10 protein-coding genes and 1 tRNA gene are annotated in these 13035 nt (G+C 66.7%); 6 read left to right on the top strand and 5 right to left on the bottom strand.

Going from position 1 to position 13035, the window contains the following annotated elements; translation table 11 throughout:
- Positions 1-9: 9 nt before the first annotated feature.
- The gene (locus tag AC239G_RS15270; protein ID WP_139468138.1) at positions 10-1599 is read right to left on the bottom strand and encodes an alpha,alpha-trehalose-phosphate synthase (UDP-forming); all 1590 of its coding nucleotides are present in this window, start codon (positions 1597-1599) and stop codon (positions 10-12) included.
- Positions 1600-1664: 65 nt separating this feature from the next.
- Here AC239G_RS15270 and AC239G_RS15265 point away from each other — a divergent pair, with 65 nt between their 5' ends.
- From AC239G_RS15265 to AC239G_RS15255, 3 genes are all read left to right on the top strand, one after another.
- On the top strand, positions 1665-3719 hold the full coding sequence (locus tag AC239G_RS15265; protein WP_139468293.1) for a serine/threonine-protein kinase: 2055 nt from the start codon (positions 1665-1667) through the stop codon (positions 3717-3719).
- A 344-nt stretch (positions 3720-4063) separates the two neighbouring features.
- Positions 4064-4924 (top strand): DsbA family protein, encoded by an 861-nt coding sequence (locus tag AC239G_RS15260; protein WP_139468139.1) that lies wholly within the window; start codon positions 4064-4066, stop codon positions 4922-4924.
- Positions 4925-5118: 194 nt separating this feature from the next.
- A tRNA-Thr gene (locus AC239G_RS15255) sits at positions 5119-5194 on the top strand.
- 282 nt (positions 5195-5476) lie between these two features.
- Here AC239G_RS15255 and AC239G_RS15250 read toward each other — a convergent pair.
- Positions 5477-7489, bottom strand: a complete 2013-nt coding sequence (locus AC239G_RS15250; protein WP_139468140.1) for an ABC1 kinase family protein — start codon at positions 7487-7489, stop codon at positions 5477-5479.
- A 118-nt stretch (positions 7490-7607) separates the two neighbouring features.
- Positions 7608-8954 (bottom strand): MFS transporter, encoded by a 1347-nt coding sequence (locus AC239G_RS15245; protein WP_139468141.1) that lies wholly within the window; start codon positions 8952-8954, stop codon positions 7608-7610.
- Positions 8955-9134: 180 nt separating this feature from the next.
- Here AC239G_RS15245 and AC239G_RS15240 point away from each other — a divergent pair, with 180 nt between their 5' ends.
- Entirely contained in the window at positions 9135-10337 is a 1203-nt protein-coding gene (locus tag AC239G_RS15240) for a low temperature requirement protein A (RefSeq protein ID WP_218973627.1), read from the top strand.
- Between the two features lie 114 nt (positions 10338-10451).
- On the opposite strand, the gene AC239G_RS15235 is transcribed toward AC239G_RS15240, so the two are convergent.
- Complete coding sequence (locus tag AC239G_RS15235) at positions 10452-10763, bottom strand: hypothetical protein (protein WP_139468142.1); 312 nt, start codon at positions 10761-10763, stop codon at positions 10452-10454.
- Complete coding sequence (locus tag AC239G_RS15230) at positions 10760-11395, bottom strand: ArsR/SmtB family transcription factor (protein WP_139468143.1); 636 nt, start codon at positions 11393-11395, stop codon at positions 10760-10762. Before AC239G_RS15230 ends, AC239G_RS15235 begins: the two co-directional genes overlap by 4 nt.
- A gap of 191 nt (positions 11396-11586) precedes the next feature.
- On the opposite strand from AC239G_RS15230, the gene AC239G_RS15225 reads away from it, so the two are divergent.
- Positions 11587-12711, top strand: a complete 1125-nt coding sequence (locus AC239G_RS15225) for a M4 family metallopeptidase (protein ID WP_487489211.1) — start codon at positions 11587-11589, stop codon at positions 12709-12711.
- Complete coding sequence (locus tag AC239G_RS15220; RefSeq protein WP_139468145.1) at positions 12708-13034, top strand: protealysin inhibitor emfourin; 327 nt, start codon at positions 12708-12710, stop codon at positions 13032-13034. The genes AC239G_RS15225 and AC239G_RS15220 overlap by 4 nt, the downstream gene beginning before the upstream one ends.
- Position 13035: the final 1 nt, after the last annotated feature.

Genomic DNA, 13035 nt, shown 5'->3' with positions numbered 1-13035 from the left:
GTTCTTCTCCTAGCGGGCGGTGGAGATATCGTCTGTCCACTCGGCATCATCGGGTCTGTCGGCGCGATCGGACGGGGCCGCCGGCACATCCGGCGGCGGTGCGGTCCGGTTCTTCTGCACCACGGGCCGTTCGGGGACGATGACCTCGGGATTGTCCTTGATGTGCTCGAGTTCGGCAAGGAAGTTCTTCGACCACCGGCTCACGGTGTCCGTGGCGACCCTCTTGCGCATCTGCTTCATCCGGCGGGTGCGAGTCCTCTCGTCCATCTGCACGGCTTCGAGGATGCCCGCCTTGAGGTCGGCGATGTCGTGGGGATTGACCATCACCGCGCCCTTGAGCTGTTCGGCAGCCCCGGTGAATTCGGAGAGCACGAGGGCTCCGTCGTCTCGCCTTCGGCACGCCACATATTCCTTGGCAACGAGGTTCATCCCATCACGCAGAGCGGTCACGAGCATGACATCGGCGGCGAGGAAGAAAGCCGTCATCTCGTCGCGCGGATAGGAATGGTGGAGGTAGCGCACGGGAATCGATCCGACATCGACCTGCTCACCGTTGATCCGCCCGACGGCCAGTTCGACGTCGTGGCGGATGATCTTGTACTGCTCGAGCCGCTCCCGCGATGGAGTCGCGATCTGAATGAGCACGACATCCTCGACATCGAGTCGGCCCTCGGCGAGCAGCTCCCCGAACGCCTTGAGCCGGTGGCGGATGCCCTTCGTATAGTCCATCCGATCGACGCCGAGCATGACCACCCGAGGATTGCCGACCTCCTCGCGGATCTGCTTCGCCCTCTCGACGATCTTCGGATCGCGGGCGAGCTCCTCAAGATAAGGGGTGTCGATCGAGATCGGGAACGGCTCGGCGCGGACGAGGTGGGCCGGGAGGAAATCACCCGGCGGAACCGAGACGGTCGACCCCTTCGTCGCATATCCCAGACGCCCGCGGACGGCACGGCGGAAGTTCGCTGCGTCCGCCGGCCGTTGGAACCCGATGAGGTCGGCACCGAGGAGCCCGCGGAGGATCTCGTCGCGCCACGGCAGCTGAGCGAAGAGCTCATAGGGCGGGAAGGGAATGTGGTTGAAGAACCCGATCGCGAGGTCAGGGCGCAGACGTCGGACCATCTGCGGAACCAACTGGAGCTGATAATCGTGAACCCACACGGTCGCGGACTGCGCAGCCACCTCGGCGACCTTGGCCGCGAAGCGCTCATTGACCCGCACATACGCGTCCCACCAGGTGCGGTGGTACTCGGGAGGGACGATGACATCGTGATAGAGCGGCCACAGTGTGGCGTTGGAAAACCCTTCGTAGTACCTGAGGACATCCTCACTTGTCAGAGTCACCGGGGTCAGGTGCATGCCGTCGATGGTGAAGGGTTCGAAATCCTCGTCGGCGACGCCCGTCCACCCGATCCAGGCACCCTCCTGGGCCTTCATCACTGGAGCCACTGCAGTGACCAAACCCCCAGGTGAGGTGCGCCATCCGCGATTCTCGTCGTCAGGATCGCGGTCGACGGGCAGGCGGTTGGCCACGACGACGAAATCGCTGTCGCCGTAGGGGATCTCGGTGCTGGGCTCGGCAGAGTCGACGGTGCTCATCTGCGCCTCCTCCTGTGTCGGTCCTTGGAATGAACTGTACTCGCTCGACTAGGCTTGGCCAGGTGATGGATCAGGAACTGGGAGGCTACCGCCTCATCGAGGAGCTCGGCTCGGGCGGCATGGGTGTCGTCTACCTCGGTGTCGACGGCGGAAACAACCCGGTCGCGGTCAAGGTCCTCCATCCGCATATCGCCAATGACGAGACCGCCAGGAAGCGTCTGGCCCGCGAAACCCGCACCCTGCGCCGGATCCGCCATCCCCGCATCGCCGAGGTGCTCGACGCCGAACTCGATTCCGCGCAGCCGTTCATCATCACCGAATTCGTCGACGGGCAGACCCTGTCCGATGATGTCCGCGACAACGGCCCCTTCGCCGAGGATGAGCTCGTCCACTTCGGCCACGCCCTCCTCGACGCTCTCAACGCCGTCCACGATGCCGGCGTCATCCACCGCGACCTCAAACCCGCCAATGTGATGATCATGGACGGTGAGCCGATGGTCATCGACTTCGGCATCGCCCAGGTCGCCGACGAAGTGCGCGTGACCGCCACCGGGCTGGTCATGGGCACCCCCGGCTATCTCTCCCCGGAGATCGCCGACGGCAAGACGTCGAGTGAGAAGACCGACTGGTGGGGATGGGCCGCGACCATGGCGTTCGCCGCCACCGGCCGCAACCCCTATGGCTCCGGACCCTTGGAAGCCGTGCTCGGTCGTGTGGCCATGGGCAAATTCGACCTCGACGGGGCGCCGAAGAACTTCGCTCCGCTCATCTCCGCCTGCCTCGACCCGAAACCCGAACGTCGTCCGTCGGGGCAGATGATCCTCGACGCTCTCGTCGACATCGAGTCCGGGCGGATGCCGCAGCTCGGGTCCGGTCCCAGCGGCGGGGCCAGCTCGGGTGGACCGCAGCGGACATCGAGCGGCACCGCGGTCATGCCTGCCGTCGACGACGGCGGCAGCGGTCACGGCGGTTCCGGCCTTGGTGGTGCCGGTCTTGGCGGTGCCGGGGCAGCGGGGGCAGCGCTCGGGGGTGCGGCCGGGTACGGCGGCTCTGCTGGTCAGGGTGGTCAGCGGGGAGACTTTGCGGGCACGGGGTACCCGGGAGCCGGCCCTTCCGGCAGCGGGCAGCCGCAGTACCCCGGATCCAGCCGACCGACCAATCATGCCGGGTCCGGTCATAGTGTCGGGTCCAACCAGGGAGCGGGCTACGGTCCCGGGCAGATGCACGGGCAGCCGCCGCAGCAGGCGACCGCACCGCCGATCAGCAACCCCAACGGCGGCATCCAGGCGGGCCCGGGCTCCCCGATGGCCGGTGCCGACCTCGGCCGTTCCGGCTTCGTCCAACCCGGTCACGGACAGAACCTCGTCGGACCGAACGGTCCCGGCGGACAGCATGGCCAGGTTGCCCAGGGACAGTGGGGCGACCAGTCAGGTCCCGGCGGCCAGCACATGGGGCCCGTCGGCCAGCCGACGCAGCAGGGCGGCCAGCAGATGCAGCCCGGCGGTCAGCCGTGGACGCCGATGGGGTACCGACGAGTGCAGTCGGGCGGCTGGGTCGTCTTCGGACTCGTCGCCCTGGCCGTCGCCGTCATGCCACTCGGCCCGCTGGTCATCAGCGTCGTCGCGCTGATCTGGTCGGTGCTCGCCCGCACCGGCACACGTCTGGACCGGAAGGTCCAGCGGTACCGGTTCGACCGCGGAACGGATTCGGGCGGATTCTTCCGGGCGCTCGCCTCGGCGCCGGGGGCCGTGCTGGCCTCGATCCTGACCTCGGTGGCCTCGCTCATCCTGCCGGCGATCGCGGCCGCCGCCGCGCTCGTGCTCACCCGGCTCGACATCGCCGGGATCGTGCCCAGCGGGTCGTCCGAACAATGGTCGGTGTGGGCGGCCGGCGCCGCGGGTTCGCTGGTGCTGTGGGTCGGGCCGGGAGCCTCGAGCCTGCGCTTCGGCTCACGTCTGGCCGTCTCTGGAGCCACTCGAAATCAGCTCGGCCGCCTCATCGCCTTGGCGGTGATCGCGCTGCTCGTCATCCTCGCCGTCATGGTCATCCAGTCGGGGGCGGCCATGTCCTGGTGGCCGCTGACGATCAACCCCTTCGACTACCTGCCCGGACCGGTGTGAGCAGGTCGGACTGACTGTTCGGTCTGGTGCGGGTCGGTTGGCCGGTCGTGGGCGGGTTGGTCCGACGCGGGCGGGAAAGTGGGAGTTCGCCTGGGCGATCGTGCGCCTGGGCCCGTGGGCACGTGGGCACCTGGGCACTGTTCAACCGTGCGACCGTGCGATTCGATCCGTACTGAGTGCCGGAAGAGCCCGAGGTAGTTGAACGTTGTAGTTGAACCTTGAATGTTTCTGGGAGTCGGCGCAGCACCTGTTTCGGTACAGTGGTGGCGTCGGGTCGCGGAAGCCGTCCCGCACCGTTCGGGCCTCAGGCCGCACCGATGTCAGACGATCCAACGTGAGGAACAATGGCGAAGAACAACTCCGCGGACGACAAGCGGAACCGCGCACGCGAGAACGCCCGCCAGATCGCGGCGAATCAGGCGAAGAAGGAGAAGACGGCGAAGACGATCCTGTACACCGGGATCGCAGTGGTCGTCGTCGCCGTGCTCGCCGTGGTCGGTGTGCTCGTATTCCAGCAGAGCAAGCCCGCTGTCAGCCCCTCGAACTATGTCTCCGACGGAATCACCGTGGGCAAGGACAATACGCTCGTGCAGCCGCTGAAGATGCCCGAAGGCGAGGAATCGGATCTGCCGGCTCCGACCGAGGAGGGTGCGAAGAAGGGTGCCGCCACGGTCACCGTCTACCTCGACTTCCAGTGCCCCGGGTGCAAGGCCTTCGAGGAAGGCAATGCGAGCATGCTGCGCAAGCTCGCCAACGAGGGTTCGGTCGTCGTCAACTACAAGCCGGTGTCGTTCCTCGACCGCATGTCCAGTGGCAACGAGTACTCCACCCGCGCCGCCAACCTCGCCGCCTGTGTCGTCGACAGCCAGCCCGAGGTCGCCATGGACCTGTTCGACGCACTCTACGCTCAGCAGCCGGAGGAAGGCACCGAGGGCCGCACCGATGAGGAGCTGCTCAAGGTGGCCGAGGACGCCGGCGTCGACACCTCGAAGAAGCTCACGGCCGATCCCGAGCAGACCGTGAAGTCCTGCGTCACGGACCGCACCTTCGACAAGTTCGTCGAACAGTCGAGCCAGACCGCGCTGGACGACGGTGTCGAAGCCACCCCGTGGGTGCTCATCAACGGCAAGCACACCGACAAGACCAGCGACTCGCAGGCCCTGGCCACCGAGATCCTCAAAGCCACCGGAGAGTTCAAGGGCTGAGTCCCTGAGGACCTGATCGGTTCCTGTCCGAGGCTGGACCGGACATCGTCCGGGACAGCGCTCGGTCCGGCAGTGCACGAATGAAGGCCGGACCCCGCCGAGGTGGGGCCCGGCCTTCGTCGTCCCCGCGGTTTTGTGGCCGGACCCGGCCATGGACTACTATCGTGTAGGCGCGCACGCTCGGTGCGCACCACGCCTCCTTAGCTCAGTTGGTAGAGCACCGCTCTTGTAAAGCGAAGGTCGTCAGTTCGAGTCTGACAGGGGGCTCCACTCGGGAAAGCCCCGCGAACCGCTAGAACTAGCGGAACGCGGGGCTTCTTCATACCCGGGCCGTGCCGTGGCTGGGATCTGCGCTGCTGCGGGCGACGGGCTTTGGCCGCGCTCGTTCAAGCACAAGCTTCTCGTTCAAGCGCAAACATCTCTCGTTCAAGGCGGAGCGCGGCTATCGATTCGTACACGGCGCGAAAAGTGCGCTCAGCCTTGAACGAGGCAGCGGAGGCGAGTGGCCGAGCGCTGCGGTCGAGTGGCGGAGGCGAGCCGCCGGGCGACCGGCTAGGTCTGGCCGTCGCGTCGGAACACGAGCATGAGGGAGCGCATGCTCAGCACGAAGCCGCCGAAGAGCAGCACGAAGCCGAAGAACGAGTACAGGTGGATGTCCTTCGTCAGCAGCGGACCCTCATCGCTGGTGATGAGCATGATCGCTCCCACCACGGCGGCTCCGGCGAGGACGGCGACGATGAGCTGCTGAAACAGACTGGTGAGGAAGCTGCGGTCGGAGGGATTCTCGAGCACGCGCATGTTCATCGAGAACCGGCCGTGTTCGAGGTCCTCGGTGATCTTGTTGATCCGGCGCGGCATGCGGTCGATCATCGGCATCAGCTGCAGGGCCCGACGCTGCAGCTCATCGGTGATCTTCGTGCCCTTGAGCTTCGACCGCACGAGCCTGTTGCCCTCCTGCCGGGACACGGCGACGACATCGAAGTGCGGATCGATCGTCAGCAGCGCACCCTCCACGGAGGCCATCGCCCGGAATGCGGCGCTGATCGGCGCCGGCACGGAGAACCGGTGCGCGAGCACGAGATTGAACAGGTCGTCGAAGAGCTTCTGACCCTGCGCCGCACGGGTGCCGCCGCCGTAGCGCAGCAGGAGTTCGCCGACGGCCCGTTCGACCTCCCGATCGTTGAGCCCGTCGGGACGCCCGAGAAGTTCGATGAGGGCGTCGGTGGCCCCGGCACTGTCGTTCTGATCGATCGAGTAGAGCATGAGTCCCAGCGAGGTCTGCGTGCCCGGATCGAGCCGGCCGACCGCACCGAAGTCGAGCAGCCCCAGCTTCCCCTCGGGAGTGATGAAGATGTTGCCGGCATGCAGATCGGCGTGGAAGATCCCGTCACCGATGATCTGCTCGAGCGTGGCACCCAACAGTGTGGTCGCCAACCGGGACCGCTCGGCATCACTGAGCCCGGTCAGCAGCGCCCCCGCACGTGAGACCGGCTGTCCGGGCAGCCGATCCATGACCAGCAGGCGTTCGCCGCTGAGGCCCGGATAGCCGTGCGGAACGGTGACATCGAACTTCCCCGAGCGTTTGAGAGAGGCCTCGATGCTGGCCATATTGTCCAGCTCGATCCGATAGTCGAGTTCCTCTTCGAGCGTGTTCGCGAACCCCGCGGCCAGGGACTGCACACCCAGATCCCTGCCCCAGGTCGTGGTCTTGTTCAGCCAGCCCGCCAACCGCTGGATGATGTCGAGATCCTGAGTGACCTGATTGAGCGCCTTCGGCCGCTGCACCTTGACGATGACCTCCGTGCCGTCGAGCAGGGTCGCCTCATGGACCTGCGCCACCGAGGCGGCCGCCAGCGGCGTGGAGCCGATCCGTGCGAACACCTCTCCGATGGGTCGACCGAGCCGCTCGGCGATGGCCGGTTCGATGACCGACCAGGGCTCGGGCGTGACCTGCGTCTGGAGGGTTTCGAGCTCACGGACGAACACCGGCGGGAGGATGTCCCGGCGGGTCGAGAGCATCTGTCCGAGCTTGACGAAGGTCACCCCCGCCTCGGCGAGGGATTCCTTGAGCGCTCGCGCGGTCTTGACGTCGCGACCAGGCGAATCCCCTCCGAAGCCGCGCAGCTGTGAGCCGAGCCCGTGCCGCACGGCGATGGACACGACCTGGGCGTAGCGGCGGCCGCGGCGACGACGGGATTTCCACCCGAAGAACAGCGACTGAGGGCTCGGCAGGGACCCGGTCGGGAAGGCCGCTTCGAGCATGACGAGGGCACCGACGCCCAGAGCGAAGATCCAACCGAGGGCGAGCACCATGAACAGCACCGCCACTCCGGGGGAGACGTCGAGCCCGTCGACGTTCTGCCCGGTGCCGGCCCGGTAGAGGTACTGGACGGTCACGGCCACGACGGCGCTCATGAAGAGACCGACGGCCAGAGTGCGTGGCCAGCCGGTGGGGACGCCGACGACGCGACGGACCACGGTGGCGGCGAACCATGACTGGAGGAAGAGGAAGACGAGTGCGGCGAGGCTCACCAGCACATATCCGCCGACGTCCAATGCTTCCATCGATGACTCTCCTGATCCTGTTCGGACTCTCAGCTGTGGGCCGGCCGCTGTGGGCCTTCAGCTTCGGGCTGTCAGCCGAACATCGTCGATTCGGTCATCTCCAGCCTAGTCCGTCGAGTCAGTCCGTGCGCGGCGGATCGAGGCGCCTCCGCCTTCCGGGCAGGCCTACCTGACGGGCCCAGATGAGGATCCACACCGCACCGAGGAAGGCGAGCAGTCCCGGGAAGAGCACCCCGAACCGCAGGGTGGTCACGGTGATGATGATGGACAGCAGCGTCGGCCCGCCGAGCTTGCCGCCGTTGTTGAAGATCGCCCAGATGCCGAGGAACCGCGGCCTCCCGACCGCGGGAGAGAGGTCCGCGCCGATCGTCATATTCACGCCCGCGCCGAGGCCGTTGCCGAAAGCCATGACCGCGGCGGCGATGACCATCCCGGCGAGATCCGGTTTCGCGACCATGATGACGAACCCGGTGCCGAAGATGGACAGGCACGCGACGAGGGTCGCGACCCGGCCGAGGTGATCCTTGATGTACGCGCCGAGGAACATGACGATGAGTTCGAGCCCGGCGCCGAAGGCGATGATGAGCGAGATCGAGGACTTGTGCAGACCGATCTCGACGCCCCACAGCTGAACGACGACCGGCTGGGCGGCGCGGGCCGCCGCCAGTGCGATGATCGTGACGCCGGTGAGGATGACCGATCTCCATCGCACGTCCAGCGGCGGCCGACGATCCTTCTTCCCCCGCCGAGGAGGGGCGACGTCACCGTGTGCCGGATCGTTCGCCGCGGTGGGGTCGGCCGCCTCGGCGGGGTTGGGAACATCGGTGGGGGAGGGATCGTCATCGTCCGCACATGAGGTCGGGGCCGCCTCGGGGCGGTGGGGATGGTCGTCGAAGCCGGGGATCTGGGCGATCGGCAGGGTCATGATCGCGATCGCGGCGACGGCGGTGAGGCCGGAGAAGACGAACACGGACCAAATCGGGAAGACGAGCATGAGGCCGGCGCCGATCATCGGCCCGACGAGGTTGCCGACCCGCTGCGTGCCGCCGAGCGCAGTCATCGCCTTCGCGAGGTCGGCCGGCGGCATCACCTCGGCGACGACGGCCTGTCTGGCCAGGCTCCACACATCGGAGACCGGGCCGAAGACCATGAGCGCGACCGTGTAGACGAGCAGCGAATACGGCGAATCCCAGATAAAGGCGGCGACGATGGAACCGAGCACGATGATCGCCGCGCACGTGGCCACGAACATGGCCCGGAAATCGCCGAGGCGGTCGATGAGGATCCCGGCCGGCACCGTGGCCATGAGCGACACGGCCCCCATGATGCCGACGATGGCTGCGGCGAAGGCCTGCGTCGAGCCCAGCGAGAGCGCCCCGAGCACGAGGATCGGCATGATCGCACCCAGGCCGACGGCGAAGAGGGCGAACGGCACGAGCACCGGCCACAGGATGGGTTTGAGCACGTGGCAAGTTTAGTTGAGGCGGGGCCGAGGCGTTTGCGGAGTCCGAGGTGAGAGTGGCTGCGGGTATGCGGAACACCGGGCGGGCCGGTTCGGCGGGTGTTGGGCCAGCGCAGCGGGGTGCCGGAGTCGGCCGGACGGCCATAGAATGTGCGAGCACTCAATCCGACCGGTGAGGATCCCATGACCGCACAGCACTCAGCCGCACCGCGGTTCCGCCTCAGTCCGATGCGTCCGCGCGATCCGGGTGAAGAGGGGCGGGCAGCCAGCACGCTCGAACTCTTCTTCGACCTCGTCTTCGTCATCGCCGTCTCGATCGCGTCCTCACACCTGCATGACACGATCACGGAGGGCCGCCTCGGCGATGGGGTGGTCAACTACCTGGTCGTGTTCTTCGGGATCTGGTGGGCGTGGATGAACTTCACGTGGTTCGCGACCTCCTTCGACACCGACGACTGGCTCTACCGAGTGCTCACGATCGTGCAGATGGGCGGGGTGCTCATCCTCGCCGCCGGCATCGGCCCCGTCTACGAGAACGAGGACTACCGGCTGCTCATCGGCGGCTACGTGCTCATGCGCATCATCATGATCTCCCAATGGCTGCGGGCCTCCCGCGGTGCCGGGGCCGCACGGTGGACGACGATCATCTACGCGGCCGGTATCGGCCTGGCCCAGATCCTGTGGGTGATGTGGCTGGCCATCGACGACTCCATGATCCGGTCCGTGGGCCTCGTCGTGCTCATCCTCGCCGAGGTGGCTGTGCCGGTCATCGCCGAAGCCCGCGGCAAGACTCCGTGGCACCCGCACCACATCACCGAACGCTATGGCTGCTTCACGATCATCGTCCTCGGCGAGAGCCTCCTGGCCTCGGCGAACACCGTCTTCGACGCGTTGGGCGAAGTCGAGGACATCGTCCCGCTGATCTCACTGGGCGTCCTCTGCCTCATCGTCACTGCGGCGATGTGGTGGATCTACTTCTGGCCGCCGCATCACCGGGCGATCGGCAGCCTCGGCGGATCGCTCAGATACGGCTACGGCCACTACTTCATCTTCGCCGCCGCCGGTGCGTTCTCGGCCGGGGTCGGCGTGGAGGCCGATTCCCAGCTCGGTGCCAGCGCTCTGAATCCGGTGCTGGCGACGTTCACGGTCTCAGTGCCGATCGTGGTGTTCGTCCTCGGGGTATGGGTGGTCGCCATCCGCGCCAACGCCAATGCCGTCGTCAACACCGTCGTCCCGGCCTGCGCGCTGCTCGTCCTCCTCGACCCGATCATCCCGGTCCCGACATTCCTCACCACATTCTTCATGGTCATCATCGTCATCACCCTCGTCGTGTTCCCTCCGCTCGATGACAACGGCAGGACCGGCGCCGAGGCGGTCGTGCGGTGATCGTGCTCCGCTGACGGGTGCGCGCGGGCCGGGAAGGAGCTCGCGCGGGCCGGGGGAGGAGTTCGCGCGACCACGTGCAACAGAACGGGAGTGCCGGTCCGATCTGCGCCCTCGTCAGAACGGCAGACCGTGATAGCGGTCGATGTGCCTCTGTTTGGCGTGGTCGACCCGACGCGACATCTCCGCGGAGTCGACCTGCACGTGCAGGGCCCGGACGCGGCGACGCTCGATGAGCCACAGCGCCAGGCGCAGGACCAGACCCTCGGGGCCGGATGCCCTGGCGCGGGTGTCCTCGCCGCTGTCGACGACGAACTCCCTGGTCACGGTGATGGTGCGTTCGACGATGCGGCGCTGGTGAGATGCCCTGCCGTCGGCAGTGCCGATGCCGTCCAGGGGAGGGCGGATGGGTGCGGTGAGCGTGCTCATGATGAGGTTTCCTCTCCATCGGTCAGGGGGAAGGCGTAGAACTGGATCTGCACCGGGCGGGAGCCCGGATCATTGCGGCCGCGGTACTTGTTGATGAAGGCCATGGTGGTTCTCTCGTACTCGGCGGCGATCTCGGCGAGCTGTTCCTTGGTCAGGCGCAGATTGCTCGTCTCGCTGACCGCGGCTTCGATCCACGACTTCGGCATCCGCTGGCCGTCATAGGCGGCATCGATGAAGTGTTCGAAGTTGCGCTGTGCATTGCGCACGAACTCTCGGTTGACGTAGGACGAGGCGGTCCGTGCCGACGGGTCGAGGTCGCGTTCGGGGCCCGGCACCTTCATGGCCCCGGGAATCCTCTCCCACCACTTCTCTCGCCCGCTCCGTTCGCCCTCGACCTCGCGGATGAGCTGGTGCCGAGCGAGCTGACGCAGGTGGTAGCTCGTTGCCCCGGATGATTCGCCGAGGCGCTTGGCCAGGCCCGTCGCCGTCTGCGGGCCCTGCGTCGACAGCGCGTCGTAGATCGCCATCCGCAGGGGATGGGCCAGGCCCTTGAGGGCCGAGGTGCTGATCTCGCGGACGCCGTCGGGGTGGGTGATCTCGTGAGTGGCGTCGTGTCCGGTGTCCTCGCTCATAGTGCAAAGATACGCTTGCAAATAAGTCTTTGCAATACTTTCTTTGGATTGTGTTCGGGTCATCGGCTGAGGCCTCGACGCGGCCAGGTCGATCGGGCTGAACGCCGGAGCCCGGCGCAGATGTGCCGGAGTCCGGTGCGGATATGCCGGGCTCCCTATCGGTTCGTCGCCGAAAGTGGCACGCTGGAGTCATGGTCTCTCAGAGCGTCGTCCCATTTCACAGTGTCGTCCCGCCCTACCTTCTCGATGCGATCGCCGAGCGCGGCACCGAGCGATTCCCGAAGGCCGCGGCCGCCGCTGCAAGCTGCCGGATGTCCGACGAGAGCTGTCGGAACCTGCGCCTGGCCGGGCTGCGCTATACCCCACCGGCCGATCTCGGCAGAGACGTATCCGCGCTCGCCGCACCCGCTCCTGCAGGACTGCAGCGCCTCGTCCACGATGCTCAGAACACCGAGGTGCTGCCCGGCGAACTCGTCCGCTCCGAGGGCGAAGAACCCGTCGACGATGAGCCGGTCAACGAAGCCTATGATGGGCTCGGCGCTTCGTATGCTCTGTTCTCCGAGGTGTTCGGACGCGATTCGCTCGACGGCGCGGGAATGCCGCTCATGGCCAGCGTCCACTACGGCAAGGACTACGACAACGCCTTCTTCGATGGCCGCCTCATGGTCTTCGGCGACGGCGACGACGAAGTGTTCACCGGGTTCACCGGTTCGCTGTCGATCATCGGCCATGAACTCTCCCACGGCGTCATCAGCCACACCGCCGACCTCGAATACTTCGGCCAGCCGGGAGCGCTCAACGAGCACTGCGCCGATGTCTTCGGCGCCCTGACCCAACAGCACGACGCAGGACAGAATGCCGAGGACGCCGACTGGCTCATCGGTGCCGGAATCTTCACCCCCGAGGTGACCGGTCGTGCCCTGCGCTCCATGATCGAACCCGGCACGGCTTATGACGACGACGTCCTCGGCAAGGACCCGCAGCCTGCGCATATGGACGACTTCGTCACCACCGATTCCGACAACGGCGGGGTCCACCTGAACTCCGGGATCCCGAACCGGGCCTTCGCGCTCGCCGCCATCGCCGTGGGCGGCCCGGCCTGGGAAAGCGTCGGACAGGTCTGGTACTCCGTCCTCACAGGGGCTGAGATCACGCAGCGCACCGATTTCGCGGAGTTCGCAGAACTCACCATCGCCGAGGCGGCCGACCAGTTCGGCGCCGGATCCGACGTTCACGATGCGATCGTGTCCAGGTGGGAAACCGTGGGCATCTCCCACGCAGGTTCGGCCCGCGGAAACCAGGGGAGCAGCTGGTGAACGAGCAGCCTGCCGATGGGTTCGGGCATCTGCTCGTGGAACGCTCGGGCGGGATCGGCGGGATGCTGCTCGTCTGGGAAGTCGACATCGACGCAAGCACCCGACGCGATGACCTCGGTCCGCGCATCGCCGAACTTCCCTGGTCCGACAACGGGCAGAAGGACGATTCGCCGCAGACGACGGGGGCCGACCGGTTCGCCTACCTCATCGAGAGCCGGTACGGGCGAGTCCGCTTCGGCGAGTCTCAGATGCCGCCGGAGTGGAAGCAGCTCGTCGATGATGTGCGGGAAGTCGCCGAACCGCAGAGGCGGCAACCCGGCTGAC

The sequence above is a fragment of the Brevibacterium sp. Lmc1 genome, assembly GCF_057654315.1.
The sequence above is the reverse complement of the archived record's forward strand: the minus strand, read 5'-3'. Positions and strand labels throughout refer to the sequence as shown.

Bases quoted from the DNA above. Each gene is read 5' to 3' on its own strand.
- AC239G_RS15270 (WP_139468138.1), bottom strand. From the start codon at position 1,599: ATGAGCACCGTCGACTCTGCCGAGCCCAGCACCGAGATCCCCTACGGC.
- AC239G_RS15265 (WP_139468293.1), top strand. From the start codon at position 1,665: ATGGATCAGGAACTGGGAGGCTACCGCCTCATCGAGGAGCTCGGCTCG.
- AC239G_RS15260 (WP_139468139.1), top strand. From the start codon at position 4,064: ATGGCGAAGAACAACTCCGCGGACGACAAGCGGAACCGCGCACGCGAG.
- AC239G_RS15250 (WP_139468140.1), bottom strand. From the start codon at position 7,489: ATGGAAGCATTGGACGTCGGCGGATATGTGCTGGTGAGCCTCGCCGCA.
- AC239G_RS15240 (WP_218973627.1), top strand. From the start codon at position 9,135: ATGACCGCACAGCACTCAGCCGCACCGCGGTTCCGCCTCAGTCCGATG.
- AC239G_RS15235 (WP_139468142.1), bottom strand. From the start codon at position 10,763: ATGAGCACGCTCACCGCACCCATCCGCCCTCCCCTGGACGGCATCGGC.
- AC239G_RS15230 (WP_139468143.1), bottom strand. From the start codon at position 11,395: ATGAGCGAGGACACCGGACACGACGCCACTCACGAGATCACCCACCCC.
- AC239G_RS15225 (WP_487489211.1), top strand. From the start codon at position 11,587: ATGGTCTCTCAGAGCGTCGTCCCATTTCACAGTGTCGTCCCGCCCTAC.